Here is a 19,508-nt window from a genome sequence, read left to right as displayed (position 1 = left end):
GGGATCCATCCTTAGCACGAGGGGGAGTCCGGACATGACCAAGCTGCAGGACAAACGCTTCCTCATCCGGCTGGGCTTCTTCGCCCTGTTCGTTCTGGCTCCGCCCCTGGACATTTTCCGCATCGACCTGACCCTAGGACACCCGATCCTGTTCGGGCGGGACTGGACGCTGGGCCTGACGCCGTTCCTTCAGGGCGAGGCCGGGGTCCTCGACGCCGCCTGGAACCTGTTGTGGCGGGGATTCCTTCCCCTCTTCGGCGGAGCCGCCCTGTTCCTTCTGGTGGCCTGGCGGTGGGGACGGCTATACTGCGGCTGGCTGTGCCCGCATTTTTCCGTGGTGGAGACCATCAACGGCCTCATGGAGCGCACCATCGGCAAGCCGAGCCTGTGGGAGCGCAGCCCCCTCCCCGCCCGCAGGGCGGACGGCAGCCTGCGCCGCACGACGGGCGCCTGTGGCCTCTGACCCTGGCCGCTGTCGCCTTCTTCGCCTTCCTGTGGGCGGTGGTGCTGCTGACCTACCTGCTGCCGCCGGCCACGGTCTACGGCAACCTGCTCGGCGGCTCGCTCACCCGCAACCAGGGCATCTTCCTCGCCGCCGCCACCGCCGTATTCCTGGTGGAGTTCCTGGCCGCCCGCCACCTGTTCTGCCGCTACGGCTGCGCGGTGGGTCTGTTCCAGAGCCTGGTGTGGATGGCCAACCGCCGGGCCATGGTGGTGGGCTTCGACCGCACGCGCGCGGCTGCCTGCGCCTCCTGCAACGCGGCCTGCGACAACGCCTGCCCCATGCGCCTCAAGCCGCGCACCATGAAGCGGCACATGTTCGCCTGCACCCAATGCGGCCAATGCGTATCCGCCTGCGAGACCGTTCAATCGAACAATCCGGAAGGCTCGCTGCTGCGGTGGGTGGCCGGGGACTGCGCTCTGGACGTATCCGCCCACGATTTCGGCCGCAAGCCCGAGGTCCCGGCGGGCTGCTTCACCCGGGGCGGCAAGGTGCGGAAGGCCCCTCGGATCGTGGTGCAGGAATGAGGTATCCGAATCCGGATGCCCCGCTCGGGCCGGGCCAGCGGTCCCCACTCCGCACGCCAGCGGAAGCCCAGGAACCACCGCCCAGGAAGAGCAAGCAATGGATCCGGAAGAGCACGTAGGCAAGGCCTGGGACCGCCTCATACGGCGGGCGGCCCGTAACGACCACCCGGAGGCCGCCGTGGCCCTGGACGAGATGCGGCCCCGCCTGGGACCGCTGTTCCGGGCCCTGGGCGGCGACGATGGGCTGCGCATCGAGCCCGCCCCCGCCCTCCCGCACGGCGCCCGGCGGACCCTGCTCCAGAGTATCGCCGGCAGCCACCGCCGCGCCGAGCTGGCCTGGACGGACACCCAGGCCCTGTACCTACCGGGCCGGTTGGCGCTGTTCCCGGAAACCGCCCTTAACCGGGATCTCTACCTGTGGCTCGCCGCCCTGGCAGCCCTTGGGGACGCCTTGCCCGCCGGCTCCTCCTGGCTGGCCCGCGGTCCGGAGCTGGCCCATCGGGCCCTCCGGCGGCTACCCGGAATGCGGCCCCGCTACGAGCGTCTGGTCTCCGCCTATCTGCCCCTGCGCCCCGACCCCGGCAAGCTTCCAGCCGGGGAGGCCGCGGCGGAGCAAACCGTCCGCGCCGCCCTGACGGACCCCGGGACCGCCGTTTCCATCCCCGCGGCCAAGCGTCCCCCCGCCCCGGTGGCCCTCTGGCTGCACCCCAGCCCGCCCGAGGAGCAGGCCCCGGTTGCAGCAAGCGATGCCGGGGAGGGCGCCGAGCCGTCCAGCGAAGGGGAAACCCGGGACCTGGAGGACCGGAGACGCCGGCGGGGTGAACGGGTGGCCATGCCGGAGCGGGACAAGGGCCTGCTGCTTTTCCGCAACGCGGAGAGCATCTGGAGCTGGTCGGAGTTCGTCAACGTGGATCGGCCCACCGAGGAGGACGAGGACCTGGAGGCCGCCGCCGACGCCGCGGACGACCTGGACCTGCTCAGCCTCTCGCGGGACAACAAGCGCACCGCCAGCCGCCTGCGCTTCGACCTGGATCTACCCTCCGAGGCCAACGACGACACCCCCCTGGGCGGCGGCATCCTGCTTCCGGAGTGGGATTACCGACGGGACGCCCTGCGGCCCGATTTCTGCCGGCTGCAGCCCATGGTGGCCGAGGACGCCCCGCCCGCCGAGCTCCCCGAGGGCCTGCGCTCCACCGCCCGCCGCCTGCGCGGCCAATTCCGGCAGCTTACGCCCACCCGAACCTGGCTCGCGGGCCAGCCGGAGGGCACCGAGGTGGACCTGGACGCCTACCAGCACTTCGTGGCGGAGCGCGCGGCGGGCGCCGCAACGGAGGATCCGGCCCTGTACCGGGACCTGCGCCCGGGGGACCGCGACATCGCCTCGCTGCTGCTCGCGGATCTTTCACTGTCCACGGATACCTGGGTCAACAGCCGAGCCCGGGTCATCGACGTGATCCGCGACAGCCTCTATCTGTTTTCCGAGGCCCTTACCGCCACGGGCGACCGCTTCGCCATATACGGCTTCTCGTCCCGCAAGCGGGAGCATGTGCGCTACCACGTCCTCAAGGAGTTCGGGGAGCGGTACGGGGGACGGGTACGGGGCCGGCTGGCTGCGCTCAAGCCCGGATTCTACACCCGGATGGGCGCCGCCATCCGGCAATCCATCCGGCTACTGGCCGGACAGCCGGCGAGCCACCGCCTTCTACTGCTGCTCACCGACGGCAAGCCCAACGACATGGACCGCTACGAGGGCCGCTACGGCGTGGAGGATACGCGCATGGCCGTCCGTGAGGCCCGCCGCATGGGCCTCCAGCCGTTCTGCGTGACCATCGACCGGGACGCGGAGGACTACCTTCCCCATCTGTTCGGCAGCAGGGGGTACGTGGTAATCCGGACCCCCGAGGAGCTGCCCCGGCGCCTGCCCCACCTCTACGCGCAGCTCACCCGCTAGCCCGTTTCCCGGTGCACCTCCCGATCCCAGTAGGGCCGCCCACCGAAGGTCTCCGCCAGGAAATCCACGAACGCCCGCACCTTCACCGGCAGGTGGCGCCGCTCCGGGTAGACCACGTAGATGGACAGCTCACGCGTCCGGTAGCCGGGCAGGAGCGCCCGCAGCCGGCCGTGGCACAGGTCCTCGCCGACGATAAAGGTGGGCAGCAGGGCGATGCCCAGCCCCGAGACCGCCGCGGAGCGTAGCGCGTCGCCGTGATTGACCTGCAGGTTGCCGGCCACACGTACCGTTTCCGGGCCGTTCGGCCCGTCGAAGGGCCACTCGGGTCCGTGGCTGGCATAGGCGTAGGTCAGGCAGTTGTGCCGGACCAGATCCGCGGGACTGCGCGGCTCGCCTTGCCGCTCCAGGTACTCCGGGGCGGCGCAGACCACGTGGCGCGCCGGGGCAAGCCGCCGCGCGACCAGGCTCGACTCGGGCAGCTCGGCGATGCGCACGGCCACGTCGAAGCCGGCCTCCACCAGGTCCACCACCCGGTCATCCACGGTCATGTCCACGTGCACGTCCGGATGGAGAGCGAGAAAGCGGGATATGGCGGGCGCCAGATGGAGGCTGCCGAAGGAGACGGGGGCATTCACCTTGAGCACCCCCCGCGGCTCTTCCTGGAGCCGGGTGACCTCCTCCTCGCCGGCCTGGGCGGCCTCCAGGGCTTGCCGGCAGTAGCCGTAGAAGGTACGCCCCGCCTCGGAAAGGCTCAGCCGACGGGTGGTCCGGTGCAGCAGGCGCACCCCCAGCCGCTCCTCCAGGCGGCTGATCCCCTTGCTCACCGCGGACTTGGACATGCCCAGTTCCCGGGCGGCGGTGGAGAAGCTCTGGGCCTCCACCACCCGGGCGAACAGTACCATGTCGTCCAGCCGCGGCAGGCCGTTTCCGGAGTTCGTTTCCATAAGTAAACAGAGTTTTTATTTTTACCCGGATTGTCAACCGAAGTATCCGGCCCCATTATTTTCCCCGACGCATTTCGAGCAAACAGCGAGGAGAATGCCGGATGGCGACCAAGGTTCTGGTTTTGTACTACAGCATGTACGGTCACGTGGAAACCATGGCGGATGCCGTGGCGGAAGGCGCCCGAGAGCAGCCGGGCGCCGAGGTGACGGTCAAGCGGGTTCCGGAGACGATACCCGCGGAGCAGCTGCGGGAGATGGGCGCCGAGCGGGAGCAGGTCCATTCCGTGGCCACCGTGGACGAGCTGTCCGAATACGACGCCGTCATCTTCGGTACGCCCACGCGCTTCGGCAACATGGCCGGCCAGATGCGCACCTTCCTGGACCAGACCGGAGGACACTGGGCCAACGGCAACCTCATCGGCAAGGTGGGCAGCGTGTTCACCAGCACCGCTTCCCAGCACGGCGGCCAGGAGACCACGCTCACCTCCTTCCACACCACGCTCCTGCATCACGGCATGGTGGTGGTGGGCGTGCCCTACTCCGCCGCGGAGCTGGTCAACATGAACGAGATCACCGGCGGCACCCCCTACGGCGCCAGCACCCTCACGGGCGGCGACGGCAGCCGCCTGCCCTCGGAGAACGAGCTGGCCATCGCCCGCTTCCAGGGCCGCCATGTGGCGGAGGTGGCCGGGCGCTTGCGGGCCGCCTAATCCGGCCGGGCTAATCTCCCCGCCGAGGTTGATCGCCATAGCCGGGCTTCCCCCGAACGGAGCCTGGCCTCATGGCGATCAGGCCGGTGGAAGCAGGTTGACGATAGGGACGGATGCCCTGAAGGAAACGCCCTGGAGGGGGCAAATAACATTCAAGGGAGTCGCAAGCGAATCTATATTCGGTAGCGTGTGATTACAAAGCCGTTACCTTCAGTCCGACAACCAGCCGAACCGACCTCCTTCCTCATCCTCCCCATCGTCGTCCCGGCTCCACCACCACGGCCAGTGGGAACCGGGGTCTTCTTCCTTTTCCTCCACTTTCAAGTAACCGGGTGCCACATCGGTTACCTGCCACGTTCCGTCATAGATACGGGCGACTATGCGGTATTTCCCCGGCTCCATGTCGGGGATGCGCCACATATGGAGGTCACCACGATGGTCACGGTCCTCGGGAATGCCGCTGGCGATCACCGTCTCTCCTTCGTCACTACCCATGGACCGATAAGCCAGTTCGATCCGGGCATTGCTATCGGCATCTAGGTCCCGCCACCGGATAATCAGGCGCTCACCCGGCTTCTTTTCCCGTTCCCCGCGCGGGGCGCGCATCCGGATATGGGGCTGGCCGCCGCCGTCGCCGATGACCACGGCATTGGGGGCATAGACGGTCTCCCGAGAATTACCGTCGGTAATAACCGCATGCGGGTAGTAAACGCCGGCGCCCAGTCCGGAGAGGTCCCAGATGTGCCAGTCTTCGCGGCCATCCGGATCCTCTTTCAGATTCCGGGCAATCACTGTGCGGCCGGTACCGTTGCGATCCCGATCGTACTGCAGAGTGATATCGGCCCTGCTGTCGGGGTCGCGGTCGTACCAGTGGATTAGGGCGCGGGAGGGAGCATCGCGCCAATGGCTCCGGCCGCGGGTCCTGTCATCCATGCCGTCATCGCGGCCGGAGTGGTCCCGGTCCCAGTGCACGCGGCCGAAGCGGCGGTCGTGGTCGCCCTCGTCTTCGTCACGGAGCCGATCCCAGACCCGCCACAGGGTCGGGGGCAGGCGGTAGACCACCCGATCCATACGCAGCACCGGCGGATCGTTGAGGCCGTCGGCGTCGGCGTAGAAGACCACCAGGTTCATCCACCCGGAGGCCTTGCCGTGCTCGTCCACGGCCCGGGCCCGCCAGTAGAACCAGCCGCTCTCGGCCATCTCGGAGGATACGGTCCAGCTCTCGTTATCCGACTGCCCGGCGGCCACCCTACGACCCATTGCGCCTTCGTCGCCCGGGGCGTAGACCTCGAACTCGTAATGCAGGGCGTCGCGGTCCACGTCGGAGGCGGGGTTCACGGCCAGGGTGGGCTGCAGCGTCCCCATCCAGGCGCCCTGCCCCGGGTTCGCGGCGGTGGGCGTGGTAGGGGCGTCGTTGAAGCGGTTGACGAAGAAGCTGCCGCCGACCCAGGCACTGTCGGCGCGGCCGTCGGTGGCCTTGGCCCGCCAGAAGTACTCAGTGTTGTCGGCCAGGCCGTCCACCGCCCAGGCGGTGGTCTCCCCGGCGCCTTCGGTAAGCTCGCCGGATTCGCGCCGGTCGGGGGTGTCGAAGGTGGCGACGCGGTCGAGCTGGAAGACGTAGCTGACCGGCTCGGCCTCGGGATCGGTGGCGTTGGTCACCGTCAGGCCGGCACTCAGGGCGGGGATCTCCGCGCCGTCAGCAGGGGCCGACAGGACGGGCTGGGTCGGGGCGTCGTTGCGGGTGTTGACGAAGAAGCGCCCTGCCGGGCCGTCGGTGGCCAGACCGTGCTCGTCCACGGCGGTGGCCCGCCAGTGGTACCAGGTGTTCTCGGCGAGCTCGGTGGGCACGGTCCAGCGGGTGGTGCCCTGGGCGCCTTCGGCGATACCCGTGGTAGCGACCACCTCGTCGGTGAGGGCGACATCACGGTAGACGCCAAAGTCGTAGGCCACGGCATCCTCGTCCACATCAGTGCTGTTGGTCACCTCCAGCACCGGGGTGAAGGTGTCAACGAACACGTTGTCGCCCGGGCGGCTGATGGCCGGGGCGACGGGAGCCTCGTTGGCGGTGTTGACGAAGAAGGCGCCGGTGACCCACTCGCTCTTCTGCCCGGCCCCGGCCGCGCGCGCCCGCCAGTGGTACCAGGTGTTGTCGGCCAGGGCCGGGTCCACGGTCCAGGCGGTGGTGTCGGGGGTCTCGGGGATATCCAGCCCGTGAGCGACGCGCTCGGTCATGCCGGCGTCGGCGTAGACCTCGAATTCGTAGGTGACCTCGTAGAGGTCGGAATGCTCGGCGTTGGTCAGCGTCAGCGCGGGGGTCAGGCTGGCCGCCTCGCCGCCGTCGGCCGGGGCCTCCGGCACGGGCTCGCTGGGCCCGGGCGGCCGGGTGGGATCCATGCCGCGCTTGTATTCCTCGAGGTCGGAGATCCCGTCGTTGTCGTAATCTCCCGTGCCGTCGCGGTCGAGGGTGCCGAAGTGCTCCATCTCCCAGTCGTCCTTCATGCCGTCGCCGTCGCGGTCGTGGATCCAGCGCACCGTGACGCCCACGGAGAGGGAGCTGGTGAGATTGCCGTCGGAGGCCTGGAACCGGATGGCGTAGTCGCCCTTCTGCCCCTGGACCGGGGGCCATTCGAAGGTGCCGGTGCCGTCGCCGTGGTCGGTGAAGCTGGCCCCGGCGGGCAGACTGGCGGCGGCCAGGGTGATGGGATCGCCGTTGGCGTCGGCGGCCTGCACGGTGAAGGCCAACGGCTCGGTTTCCACCGTGACCTGGTCGGGAATGGGGACGATCTTGGGCGCAACCGGCTCCCGGTCGGGGGCCTTCATGATCACGGTGTAGGTGCCGGTGGTGTTGGCGTCGAACAGGTTGAGGTGGTAGTTCCAGCCCTGGCTATCGTTGCGCCTCTGGGACAGCCAGGCGTTGCGGGCGCTGATCTTCTTGCCGTCGGAGCGGTAGACCGCCTTGATGGCCTTTTCGCCCAGATAGGGATCGTCCACCCGGGCATAGACGAACCCGGGCTGGGCGGGGAAGGTCAGTCGGTGGTGGGCGATGTCGCCGTCCGTTTGAGTCCGCTCGATGGCGGTATCGGCGGAGAGGTCGGTCACCTCGTTGTCGTTGCCGTTGGACTCGAAGACCTTGAGAAAGTCGCCATCCCGGGCCAGGAAGTCGCGCACCCGGTCGCGGCCGGGCTGGGCCACGCGCACGTCGCGCACCAGCAGATGGGTGTCGATGGTGTCGATGATGGAGGTGGCGGCGCCGCCCAGCTCATCGGCGTGACTGAAGGAGGCTGAGAAATTGGTGAAGCGCCCGGAGAGGTCGGTGACCATGCGCCAGCGGCCCACCTTGGCCGCCCCGGCGTCGATGGTGCCGAAATTCAGCAGCAGGCTGGGCTTGGCCGGCTGGGCCTGCACAAAGCTCTCCAGGATGCGGAAGCTGATGTCCAGGCCCTGTTCGCTGGCAACGATCTCGGGCTGGGCGGAGTCGATGCTGACATCCCCGGCCGGACCGTTGCCGTTGTTGCGGATGCGCACGCCCAGGGTAAACGGCCGCGCTGGCTCCTTTTCGTCGGTGAAGGGGTCGTCGGCGTAGACCTGGCGCTTGAGGAAGTAGTCCAGGGACAGCAGAGGCAGGGGCCGGACGGTGATGGAGTCGGGGGCGACGTCCGTCTCGTGGTGCTCGCCGGCAAGGTCGTACGCCAGGGTGGCGCCGACGAAGTACAGCTTGCCGCCGCTCACCTGCCCCGCCGCTCCGGGCGAGGGAATGATGCGCCAGTGGATGTCGGCGGCGGAGGACGGCATGACCGTTCCCGAGCCGTCCACGGCGTCGATGCCGTCCATGGAGGCGGTACGGAGGAAGAAGGTGGCGTCTTCGTCGTCGGGATCGGAGGTAGCCACCACCCCGTTGCCGTCCTTATCGGTGAAGCGGACGGTGACGGCCACGTTCTCCAGGGGATCGGTGTCCAAGCCATTCTTGATGCGCATGTGCGCATCGAAGCCCTGGCGCTCCAAGGTCAGTTCCTGCTCGATCTGGATCTTGACCTGGGCGCAGAGGGATTCCTGGGCTTGGGCATTACCCATCTGGGCGAGGAGGCCCAGAAAGCAAGCAAGCGAAATGGCTACCGTTTTGGGAATCATCAACCCCCCTACCCCGGGAAACTGACCGAAAAGCTAAAAACCGTCCAAACCGATCAAAAATTACAAGACCAGACCGGGAAATCCGCTCCACTTATCGGGCTACCGGCGGCAGATGTGGTGCGGGATGCGGGAATCCATCCGCAACCACCCGGGCCAATCTAGCCATGGACCAAGCTCCGATCCCGGATAGCGGGAATTAAGTGAGGCATCCCCGGAATACACCTTCTACAGACTTCCCTTGCCTCCACCACCTTTTTTAAAAAACTCATAAGGATCAAAACATATTCCATTCAAAAGGAAATACCTGCCATCCTTTAATGAAATCTTATAATTTCTCCTGTTGCCCGTGAATTCATATCCACTTAACAAAGTAAAATAATAACGCCAGGAGGCAATCCGAAATTCTTCAATACAATCTACATCATTAATATTTATATAATATAAAGGGAAAAAGTACCTTATAACCCAAACCTCCTCTCCATCCTTAATAAGCTTTCTTGCGACCCACATTCCCTCTAGCGCTCTAACAAAAGCAGACAAAAGCATATAAATAAAAAGAAAAGATCCAAATAACAAAAAAGAAAATTTCCCAAATTCCTGCAGGCTTGGGTTTTCTATAAAAATTATAAAAGTATCCACCAAATCACTAACAGCCACAACAAATCCAAGCATAGGAACAGGGAACGCCCAATTAATCCAGGCCATAAACCCACTTGGCCCCCAGGTTTTATCCTCCTGCACATCCAGGTTACTTTTTGAAAAAGTATCCAACGACATACCTCTTATTCCCCCACATCCTGCCCTATTGCCGCGGCGGTCAAATCAAATTTAATGGTGACTGCCCCTAACAGGCTGATGAAAAACTCCGGTTTTGGCACCATGCCGCCGTACCCACAAACCTGAAGGAGGCCCGGCGTGCGGGGCATCGAGGATCCGCAGGACAACCTGTTCAGCTACGTTTCTCTGGAAGACCGGATTCCCGCGGACCATCCGCTCCGTCCCATTCGCCGGATGGTGGACGATGCTTTGGAGCGCCTCTCCGAGCGGTTGGATGCCCTCTACGCCGGAGAGGGGCGCCCCTCGATCCCGCCGGAGCGGCTGCTCCGGGCCTCCCTGCTCCAGATCCTGTATTCCGTCCGCAGCGAGAAGCTGCTGATGGAACAGCTTCAGTACAACCTGCTGTTCCGGTGGTTCGTGGGCCTCGGCATCGACGATCCGGTCTGGAACCCCTCCACCTTTTCCAAGAACCGGGACCGGCTCCTCGATGCCGAGCTGTCCCAGGAGCTGCTGCAGGCGGTACTGGCGCCCGCCCGGGATCAGAATCTGCTGTCCACGGACCACTTCAGCGTCGACGGCACCCTGGTGGAGAGCTGGGCTTCCATGAAGAGCTTCCAGCCCGTGGACACCGACGACGAGGACGACAGCGGTTCCGGCGGCGGCCGCAATACAACCCGCAACTTCCGGGGCGAGCGCCGCACCAACGAGACCCATCGCTCCACCACGGACCCGGGCGCCAAGCTCTACAAGAAGGCGCCCGGCCAGCCGGCCCGGCTGGCCTACATCGGCTGCCCATCGCCGTCGAGAACCGCCATGGCCTGGTGGTGGCCACCGAACTAACCGAGGCCAGCGGCACCGCCGAGCGCGCGGCTGCCCTGGCCATGCTGGAGCGCATCCCCGGTCGCCACCGCATCACCGTGGCCGCGGACCGGGGGTATGACGCCCGGGATTTCGTCGAGACCCTGCGCCGGGAATTCAACGCCACGCCCCACGTGGCGCAGAACAACACCAATCGGCGCTCGGCCATCGATGCCCGGACCACCCGACATTCCGGCTATGCCGCCAGCCAGAAGCTCCGCAAGCGCGTGGAGGAGCCCTTCGGCTGGAGCAAGGCTGCCGGCTTGCTCCGCCGCCCCATGCTCAGAGGCACCAAGGCCCTGGCGGGCTGGTTCAACCTCCATGCGGTGGCCTACAACCTGATCCGGCTGCGCAAGCTGATGGCGCCGGATCCGGCCTGAGGCCGGCCCGGGGCCCGTGTGTCGAGCCCCCAGGCAGACCCCCCGGTGACGGGGCGGAAACGCCCGGTCGCCGGAGGTAAAAAGCAGGATTCCTGCCCCCTTTGAACGCTTTTTCGGCCTTCAAAGGGGCAATGGGGCCGATGGAGGCCCGTTTTTCATCGTCCTGTTAATGGCGTGATCCGGATACTGGTGGTATGGCAGTGCGAGGGATAAACCATGGCTCAATCGGTCATGCGAATGGCGACCGAATCCTGCTCGGTCTGGTAGAAGGATTGGGTGGTAAACCCCGGGCTCCGGGTCTCGCCGGGTAATAGGAGACGGAAGGCTATGTAGCCGGGGATGCCTTCTTCCAAGCGTTCGTTAACCGGGTCTGTTATCCAGAAGCTCTTGCCAGGCCAAACCATGGCCCAGTTGTGGAAGCCCTCAGGGTGCAGGACCTGGCTTTGGGTAGTGGGGAACCCGGCAACGCCGAGTGCTGGTATCTCATTGGCCCGAAGCAACGCCAGAACCAAGCTCATTGCCTCGGTGCAATCTCCAGTTCCCTGGTCGAGCGCGTACAGGGCGCCCCGGTCTTCAGCGAGGTAGCCCTGGTAGGCAATGTTGTTCACCGCCCATCGCTGGGTGCCGCGAAGGGTTTCAATCGAACTGGACCCGGCCAGCCTTTGTGCCAACTTCATTAACCGAGGATGATCAGCGGGAGCCAGAGGCGAGGGCTTTAGGAGATCCTCACGCCCTGCGAGCTTTTCCATCCGGTTGGGCTTTTCCGATAACCGCAAATGGACCGTAATGCGGACAATTACCTGGCCATTGGGCGGAATATCCTTAAGCCTGAAGCGCAGGATTCGGTTGCCCAGGGAATCCGTTTTCACCTTGTAGGGATGTGAGGCTTCCAGACCGACCAGCTTCTGGGTGGGCGTCAGTTTGACGGGTGCATAAGTGCGGAACCGCGCCACTTCCAGGGGACGGGATTTGGTGTTCTCGACGGTGAACCCGTAACGGATGGTGCGCTCAAGGGGGTAGCCCGGTTGGGCCAGCCCGGACAGTCCCAGGACATACAGCCCGACCCCGGACGTCCCCAGGATGGCCAGTAGTGCAAGGATGCCGAATGCCCGTCTATTCATGCGGGAGTTTCGGCAGCAGCCGGGTCAAACCGAGGGGGTTTGCTCGACGGATCGGCCCGGGAAAGGAATTCAGCCCAGGAGTAAGGGCTGCATGGGATTCGGGGAGTGCAGGTGCAGACGGATAGTGGGATCCGAAGCAGGTTCCAGGCCCACCGGGAGGGATCAGCCCGCTGATAGCGCGGACAAGTTGTGAGCAACGGGCAATCCGAAGCGGACATTTGCCCCGTGGCTTTTTGCCAGATCCAGGAATATGGCGCTGGCAGCCGGCGGCATCCAGCCGCTTCTGGAATGTCCAGAAACGTGTAGACATATTTGTCCTACCCCCTTTGGCGTATTTCCTGCCACGGGGGATAAATGCCTGTCAAACAATCTTTTGGATCAAAAATGCCCGGGAGTGGGTGCTTAAGGTTGGGAGACAGAGGGTTTCTTGAGGTGCGATTTTTTTGGGAAGGCCATTGCGGCGAGGACGCCGCTCCTACGGGATAGTGATTTGAGGGTAAAAGGGGAGCACCCTTTGGATCCTGGATAGCCGTGGGGCTATACAGGAAGGGTATAGGGTATCAACCCCCCTCCACCAATTCGGCGCCCTCTTCCACCGAAACGGACACCATCCGGCTCACCCCCGGCTCGGCCATGGTGACGCCCACCAGCTGGTCCGAGGCCTGCATGGTGATCTTGTTGTGGGAGATGACGATGAACTGGGTGCTCTCCGCCATCTCCTGCAGGAGCTCCCCGTAGCGGCCCACGTTGGCGTCGTCCAGGGGCGCGTCCACCTCGTCGAGCACGCAGAAAGGCGCGGGGTTAAGCTGGAACATGGCGAAGGTGAGGGCAACGGCGGTGAGTGCCTTCTCCCCGCCGGATAGCAGGTTGATGGAGCGCACCTTCTTCCCCGGAGGCTGCGCCATGACGTCGATGCCGGCATAGAGGGGATCCGCCTCGGCCTCCGATTCCTCCGCCTCGGATTCCTCTCCGCCCCGGCTGGATCGGGTATCGGTCATGGCGAGATAGGCCCGGCCCCCGCCGAACAACCGGGGGAACAGGCTCCGGAAATTGGCGTCCACGGCCTCGAAGGTTTCCCGGAAGAGGTTGCGGGTCTCCGCGTCGATGCGCTGGATCGCCGATTCCAGGGTCCCCAGGGCCTCCTCCAGGTCCGCGGCCTGCTCGTCCAGGTGCGTCTTGCGCTGGCTCACCTCTTCGAATTCCTCGATGGCGGCCAGGTTGACGGTTCCCAGGGCGTCGATGCTTTTCTGCAGCTCGCCCCGGCGCCGCTCCAAGGCCTTGGCATCCGCGTCGTCGGCGAGGTAGGCCAGGCATTCCCGGGGCGTGGTGCCCGCCTCCTGGATACGGGATTCCACCTCCTCCAGCCGCACCTCGGCCTTGTTGAGGTTCTGGCGCTCCTCCTCAAGCGCGGTCCGGCGGCTCTCCACCTCCGCCTCGGCCTCGGTGCGGCGCTGCTGCGCTTCGCTCAGCGCCGCCTGGACCTCCTCGGCAGCCTTGCGGCGCTCGCCGAGCTCCTGCTCCGCCTCGGTGCGCGCTTCCAGGGCGGCCTGCAAGCGCTCGCGGACATCCTCGGTGGGCTCGCCGCGCTCCGCCAGGCGCTCCTCCAGCTCCCGGTGGCGCTGGCGGCGCTTTTCCAGCTCCTCGGTGGCCCACTGGGTATGGCGCTCCGCCTCGGCGCGGGCCGCCTCCAGGCTCTGTAGGCGGGACCGGGCCTGACCAAGCTCCTCGCGGGCTTCCCGCTCCCGGGTCTCCGCTTCGGCGGCGGCCGCCTGGGCCTCGCTGCGCTCCCGCTGGTACTGCTCCAGGGAGCCGCCCAGCTCGCGCTCGCGCTCCCGGGCCGCGGCCGCCGATTCGGCGGCCTCCTCCTTGGCCAGCCGCTCGTTCTCCGCTTCCTCGGCCAGCTGCTTCAGCTCGCTGCGCAGGTGCCCATCGCGCTCGGCCAGGCGGTCGGCCTCGGCTTGTTGGCGGCTTTCGGCGTCCCGGGCCGCTCGCACAGTCTCCTCGGCCTCCTGGAGCTCGGCACGGGCGCTTTCCAGGTGCTCGCGGGCACCCTCGTAAGCACCCCGGGCCTCCTCCAGCCGCTCCTCGGCCTCCGTGGTGCGGGCCTCCTCGCCGGCCAGCCGCTCCTCCAGGCCCTCGATCTCCCGGCGCCGCTGCAGCCAGGAGGTGCTGGCGTCGCTCTCGCCACGGTGCACCACCACCCAGTCGCGGCCCACCCGGTCGCCGGCCGGTGTGACGAAGTATTCCCCGGCATCCAGCGTACTCGCCTGCTCCAGGGCAGTATCCAGATCGTCGGCGGCATGGACACCGGCCAGCCACTCCGCCACCACCGGGCGCAGCTCGGGCACACACCCCACCAGCTCCATGAGGGAGCCGACGGCCCCGGAGGCGCTATCCCGGCCTTCGCTTGGACGCACCGCCGGGAAGCGCCCGCCCTCCCGCTCGCGCATCCAGCCCAGCAGGTCGTCCCATTCGGCGCCCTGCGCCACCAGGGCATTGAGACGCTCCGCCAGCACCTCTTCCACCGCGGTTTCCCAGCCCGGCGCCACGCGCAAGCGGCCCCCGAGCAGCTGATCGCGGTCGTGATTCACCCGCTCGAGCAGCTCTCGGGCGGCCGCATCGAGATCCTCGCCGCGGCGCTCCAGGGCCCGCAGCGATTCCAGCTGCGCGGCGGTCCGCTCGCGCTGGTGGCGTTCCTCGCTCACCGCCTCGGCCACCTCGTCGCGCTCCCGCTCCCGGTCCCGCAGGGCCGTTTCGGCCGCCTCCACGCGCTCCCGGAGGGCATCGCGGCGCTCCTCGGTGGCCTCACGTTCGCTGGCAGCGCTCTCGGTATCCACCTCGGCCGCTCGGGACTCCAGCTCGGCCAGCTCCCGCTCGCGCGCGGCCCGGCGCTCCGAGACGGCCTCCAGGCGACGTTCCGCCTGCTGCATGCGCTCTTCCTGGAGACTCGCTTCCCGGGCGGGCTCCTGCACCGCCTCCCGGGCCTGCTGCTCGGTCTCTTCGGCGGTGCGCTGCCGCTCCCGGGCCGCCTCCAGGGCCTCCGACGCCTGCTCATGGCGCTCGACGAGGCGCTCCACTTCCTCGTTGAGCCCCTCCTGCTCGCCGGCGGAATCCTCGATCCGGGTCTGGTGCTCGGCGAGGCGCTCCTCCAGCTCGGCGATCTCCGCGGCGGCGGCGTCCCGCTCCTCCTCCAGGCGCTGCTGCTCGCGCCGGGCGTGCTCCTGCTCGCGCTCCAGGGCGGCGATCTCCGATTCACGGGCGTAATAGCGGCCCTGGGCCTCGTTCACCGCCTCGCTGGCCTCCTCGTAGGCCAGCCGCTGGCGCTCAACCTCGCCTTCGGCCTCCGTAACCTTGCGGCGGGCCGCCTCCAGCTCCGTCTCCAGGTGGCGCACCTCGCCCTGCTTGGTCTCCAGGGCCCGCTGCTGGTCGCGGTAGCGCGCGCCCAGCAGCTGGTGGTCAACCTCGCGCTGCTCCTGCTTGAGCGCCTTGTACTTCTTGGCCACCTCCGCCTGCTCGCCGAGCTTCTCCAGGCGATCCCCCAGCTCGCCGCGCAGATCCTCCACGCGGTCCAGGTTCTCGCGGGTCTGCTCGATGCGGCGGACCGTCTCCTTGCGCCGCTCCTTGTAGCGCGTCACGCCCGCCGCCTCCTCGAGCATGAAACGGCGGTCCTCGGGGCGGGCCTCCACGGTCCGGGCGATCATGCCCTGCTCGATGATGGCGTAGGCCCGCGGACCCAGCCCCGTGCCCAGGAACAGGTCGGTGATGTCCTTGCGCCGGCAGCGGCTGCCGTTCAGGTAGTACTCGGAATTGCCGTCCCGATCCACCGCCCGCTTGACGCTGATCTCGTCGTAGGCGGCGTAGGGGCCGCCCATGGTCCCCTCGCGGTTATCGAAGACCAGCTCCGCCACCGCCCGGCTCACCGGGGCGCGGTTGTCGGAGCCGTTGAAGATGAAATCGGTCATGTGGCCGCCGCGCAGGTGCTTGGCGGAGCCTTCGCCGAGCACCCAGCGCACCGCGTCGACGATGTTGGACTTCCCGCAGCCGTTGGGCCCCACCACCGAGGTGATGCGGGACGGCAGGGGAATGGTGGTGGGGTCCACGAAGGACTTGAAGCCGGAAAGCTTGATGCGCCGCAGCTTCATGAGCGGGGACGGTCCTCCCTTTTCGGATACGGATTGCGCATGCCGGCCCCGTTGGGGCTTCCTTCAGCCGGCCATACGCCCATGGGCCGCGTTACCGGATGCAGCGAACATTGCCCGCCGAGGCTACCGCCGAAAGGCGGGCACGGACGGGGCACGCCCTGCGCCTCAATCCTCCCCTTCTTCCGGCGGCTCCCCGTATTCGATGCGATGCAGCTCCTCGTCGTCGAAGCCGAGGTAATGGCCGAGCTCGTGGATCAGGGTATTGCGAATGCAGTCGGCCACCTCCAGGGCGTTGTCCCGGGAATAGAGGAGAATGGCCCGGCGGTAGAGGAAGACCTGGTCGGGCTCGGCTCCGGCGTAGTGGCTGCCCCGATAAGGAAGCGGCAGTCCCCGGTACAGGCCCAACAGCTCCAGCGGATGGCCGAGCGCTATCTCCCGGCACGTTTCCCGGTCGGCTTCCTCTTCCACGAGGATGGCCACGTTCTCCACGGCCGCGCGGAGCTCGGGGGGAAGCTCGCCGATGGCAGCTTCCACCTGCTCCGCGAACCAGTCCATGTCACTGCCCTTTTCGACCATCCCGGATGGTAGACTCCTTGTCCCGATTACGGAATCCCGCCCACTCCCGGAGGAGTCATGGCCCCCGCGTCCCGCCCCGAGCCCCGCGTTTCCCTGCTGCGCCGCCTGGCGGCGGCACTCTACGATGCCCTGGTCTGCGCAGCCATCGTGCTCGGAGCGGGCATTCTGTTCACGCTGCTCATGGGGGGCGCCACCAGCGATCTGCACGGCCCCGGTCCCGCCGGGCGAGCCCTCCTGCTAACCGCATCGGCGGTCCTGCCGCTGGGCTATTTCCTGCTTTCCTGGTCCCGGGGCGGCCAGACTATCGGCATGCGCTCGTGGCGGATCCGCCTGGTAAGCGACGACGGCGCCCCCGTTTCGCCGCGAGCAGCCTTCATCCGCACCATTTCGGCCCTGCTCTCCTGGCTTCCCGTCGGCCTGGGATTCTGGTGGTCCCTGGCGGATCCCCGGGGTCGCGCCTGGCACGACCGGATCTCGGCCACGCACCTGGAGCGCGTCGCGAAAGCGCCTCAGCGCGCCCGATAGAGCAGCACGCCGCCTGCGGTGCCGAACACCAGGATGGGCAGCCAAGCGGCCGCCGCCGGCGGTAGGGAGCCGGCGGTGCTGAGCTGGCCCGTAAGCACGTTGCTGGCGTGGAAGGCGAATCCCAGGGCGATGCCGGCGAGCAGACGACCCACCCTCCCGCCGCCCCGCGAATTCAGCGTCACGAAAGGAGCCGCCACCAGCACCATGATCATGCAGGCCAGCGGCATGGTGACCTTCTGCCACAGGCTGAAGGCAAGCCCCCGCACCGGCTGTCCCTGGTCCTTCAGCTTGCCCACATAGTCCCAGAGCCGGGCGAAGGACATGCGCTCCGGACTCTTGCCGAGGTCGGCGAGCACCGAGGGCTGGATGCGGAAAGGTACCGCCAGATCCCGCTCCTCGCGGGGGACCAGCTCTTCGGTGGAAATGCCCTGGACCTTCCGGAGCCGCCAACCACCCCCTTCGTACACCATGCGCTCGGCCTCCACCATCTCCCGCAGCATACCCGACTCGCCGCGGCGGAAGAGCCGAACGCCGCGCAGCTCGCTTCCGGAGCTCGCCACCCGCGTGGCGGAGACCACCCACTGGCCGTCCTGGAACCAGATCCCGCCCCCGGGAAGCCAGCGGCCCTGCTGCCGTCCCTTGACCTGCTGCTCGAGGTAACGGTCGGCGATATAGCTGAGCTGACCCGCCACGCTGTCGTTCAGGATGAAGGTAAGGGCGGTTACCACCAGCCCGCCCAGCAGCAGCGGCCGGGCCACCCGGGGCAGGCTCATGCCACCCGCCCGCAAGGCGGTAAGCTCGGCATGGCGAGCCAGCTCGCCCAGGAGCACCAGGGTGCCCAGGAGGGCGCCGAACGGCGCCATCTCCACGAGGATGCCGGGCACCCGCATGGCCAGATAGAACAGCAGCTCCACGAAGCCGAAGCCGCCCTCGCCCAGCTTACCGCTGTAGTTCAGGGTCTCCGAAAGCAGGTAGATCCCGGTCAGGAGGAACAGCATGAGCGCTGAGCGGGCGAAAAAGCCGCCGATCAGGAAACGGTCTACGGTCTTCACGACTGCGGGGCCCCTGCCCGCCTGCCGCCCCGGCGTCCCGCGCGGGGGTGGGGCAGAATGGGCTTGGAATGGACGCGCTGACGCAGGAAGTAGGCGGCGAGCAGCAGTGCGGGCACCGGCATGGCCCATAACAGCCAGTGGGGAGGCACCGCCCCGCGTCCCGCCCATTCCTCCACCACGATCAGGCCGTTGTGGTAGGCGAGCACCAGAAGGGCCCCCCAAAGAACCCCGAAAGAGCGGCCCTGCCGACGGTTCTCCATCCCCAGGGGAAGCGCCAGGAGCATGAGAATCGGCAAGCTGAGCGGCAGGGCCAGCCGACGATAAAGCTCCGTGCGGAACTTGCCCGCCTCCTTCCGCCCCCAGGAAGCGGCGATCAGTCTAGGGGTGGGCAGGGCCTCCCGGCCCAGCTCCCCACTCTCCACCTCCCCGAGTGATTTCCGCACCCGGTAGCGCTCGAAATGCATGAGCCTCCCGTATTGCTCACCCGCGAAACTGGCCTGAAAGCGGACGCCGTCATGGAACACCGCCTCCACCTGACCCTCCTTGTTCTGGCGCAGCTCCCCCTTCTCGGCGGTCACCGTGGCGGCCGGCTCCGATCCGGAATCGTAGAAGAAGACCGGGCGCATGTGGCCGTTCCGGCCACGGTGATCGAAATACAGCACCCGGCCGCCCGGAAACTCGTTGAACTCCTGGGGCCGAACCAGGCTGGTGAGGGCCTGGCGCTGGAAATCGGCCGTAGCCCGCTCCAGCTTCGCCTGTCCCGCCGGCTCCGCCCACAGGGTGAGTCCGGTTTCCAGCACGGCGCCCGCCGCGGCGATCACCGCCACCATCGGCAATAGATTGTAGAGCCCCACGCCGGCGGCGCCGAGTGCATCCATCTCGCTGTCCATGCAGAGCCGGGAGATGGTGGTCAGCAGGCCGAAGAAAAGCGCCAGCGGCAGGGCCAGGCTGAGGATCTTGGGTACCGCCAGGCCCAGCAGCGCCACCACCGCCTCCCCAGGCAGCTCGCCCTGGGCCATGTCCTTGAGGAATTCCAGCCCTTTGGCCAGCAGCATCAGGAGGGTGACGAGGGCCAGGATCAGGAAGGCGCGCCCGATGACCTCCAGCCCGACATAGCGATGCAGGACCTTCACGAAAGCCCTCCCCGGCTGCTCTTTTTCCGCGCCCCGCCCTTCCCATTACCTTGATTCCCAGGCCCCTTGCTCTCCGGCGAACCGGAAGAAAAGTGCCTGGGAATAGCCCTTAGGAGCTTAGGGCGAAGGACTGAAAATGGATGCTCGGCTAGATTCAAGGGGCGACCCGTCGGATTACTGAA

Annotated in this window: 11 protein-coding genes and 2 pseudogenes; 5 read left to right on the top strand and 8 right to left on the bottom strand. The window is 67.0% G+C overall.

Annotated elements, in window-relative coordinates; all coding sequences use genetic code 11:
• Positions 1-34: 34 nt before the first annotated feature.
• Positions 35-1,029, top strand: a pseudogene (locus ACERLL_RS08300) (4Fe-4S binding protein).
• Between the two features lie 97 nt (positions 1,030-1,126).
• A complete protein-coding gene (locus ACERLL_RS08295; RefSeq protein WP_373655610.1) occupies positions 1,127-2,980 on the top strand; it encodes a nitric oxide reductase activation protein NorD in 1,854 nt (617 codons plus the stop codon).
• Here ACERLL_RS08295 and ACERLL_RS08290 read toward each other — a convergent pair.
• Complete coding sequence (locus ACERLL_RS08290) at positions 2,977-3,924, bottom strand: LysR family transcriptional regulator (protein ID WP_373655609.1); 948 nt, start codon at positions 3,922-3,924, stop codon at positions 2,977-2,979. The two genes, ACERLL_RS08295 and ACERLL_RS08290, sit on opposite strands and share 4 nt — an antisense overlap.
• Positions 3,925-4,025: 101 nt before the next feature.
• On the opposite strand from ACERLL_RS08290, the gene wrbA reads away from it, so the two are divergent.
• Positions 4,026-4,634 (top strand): NAD(P)H:quinone oxidoreductase, encoded by a 609-nt coding sequence (gene wrbA, locus ACERLL_RS08285; RefSeq protein WP_373655608.1) that lies wholly within the window; start codon positions 4,026-4,028, stop codon positions 4,632-4,634.
• Between the two features lie 210 nt (positions 4,635-4,844).
• Here the strand turns inward: wrbA and ACERLL_RS08280 are convergent, their stop codons facing one another.
• Positions 4,845-8,762 carry an Ig domain-containing protein gene (locus ACERLL_RS08280; RefSeq protein ID WP_373655607.1) on the bottom strand — a complete coding sequence of 1,306 codons (3,918 nt, stop codon included), beginning with the start codon at positions 8,760-8,762 and terminating at the stop codon, positions 4,845-4,847.
• A 225-nt stretch (positions 8,763-8,987) separates the two neighbouring features.
• A complete protein-coding gene (locus ACERLL_RS08275) occupies positions 8,988-9,539 on the bottom strand; it encodes a hypothetical protein (protein WP_373655606.1) in 552 nt (183 codons plus the stop codon).
• A 138-nt stretch (positions 9,540-9,677) separates the two neighbouring features.
• Here ACERLL_RS08275 and ACERLL_RS08270 point away from each other — a divergent pair.
• Positions 9,678-10,777, top strand: a pseudogene (locus tag ACERLL_RS08270) (IS5 family transposase).
• Positions 10,778-10,998: 221 nt separating this feature from the next.
• On the opposite strand, the gene ACERLL_RS08265 reads toward ACERLL_RS08270, so the two are convergent.
• The 3 genes from ACERLL_RS08265 to ACERLL_RS08255 form a co-directional block, all read right to left on the bottom strand.
• Positions 10,999-11,898 (bottom strand): transglutaminase-like domain-containing protein, encoded by a 900-nt coding sequence (locus tag ACERLL_RS08265; RefSeq protein WP_373655605.1) that lies wholly within the window; start codon positions 11,896-11,898, stop codon positions 10,999-11,001.
• Between the two features lie 560 nt (positions 11,899-12,458).
• A complete protein-coding gene (gene smc / locus ACERLL_RS08260; RefSeq protein WP_373655604.1) occupies positions 12,459-16,040 on the bottom strand; it encodes a chromosome segregation protein SMC in 3,582 nt (1,193 codons plus the stop codon).
• A 165-nt stretch (positions 16,041-16,205) separates the two neighbouring features.
• Positions 16,206-16,616 carry a metallopeptidase family protein gene (locus tag ACERLL_RS08255; RefSeq protein WP_373655603.1) on the bottom strand — a complete coding sequence of 137 codons (411 nt, stop codon included), beginning with the start codon at positions 16,614-16,616 and terminating at the stop codon, positions 16,206-16,208.
• 57 nt (positions 16,617-16,673) lie between these two features.
• Between ACERLL_RS08255 and ACERLL_RS08250 the strand changes: the two genes are divergently transcribed.
• Positions 16,674-17,141 carry an RDD family protein gene (locus tag ACERLL_RS08250; RefSeq protein WP_373655602.1) on the top strand — a complete coding sequence of 156 codons (468 nt, stop codon included), beginning with the start codon at positions 16,674-16,676 and terminating at the stop codon, positions 17,139-17,141.
• Here the strand turns inward: ACERLL_RS08250 and lptG are convergent.
• A complete protein-coding gene (gene lptG, locus ACERLL_RS08245) occupies positions 17,126-18,193 on the bottom strand; it encodes an LPS export ABC transporter permease LptG (protein WP_373655601.1) in 1,068 nt (355 codons plus the stop codon). The genes ACERLL_RS08250 and lptG overlap by 16 nt on opposite strands.
• Positions 18,190-19,326 carry an LPS export ABC transporter permease LptF gene (gene lptF / locus ACERLL_RS08240; RefSeq protein WP_373655600.1) on the bottom strand — a complete coding sequence of 379 codons (1,137 nt, stop codon included), beginning with the start codon at positions 19,324-19,326 and terminating at the stop codon, positions 18,190-18,192. The genes lptG and lptF overlap by 4 nt, the downstream gene beginning before the upstream one ends.
• Between the last annotated feature and the right edge of the window lie 182 nt (positions 19,327-19,508).

The sequence above is a fragment of the Thiohalorhabdus sp. Cl-TMA genome (genome assembly GCF_041821045.1).
In the GTDB taxonomy this organism is placed as follows: Bacteria; Pseudomonadota; Gammaproteobacteria; order Thiohalorhabdales; family Thiohalorhabdaceae; genus Thiohalorhabdus; species Thiohalorhabdus methylotropha.
This window is presented reverse-complemented; position numbering and strand designations above follow the sequence as displayed.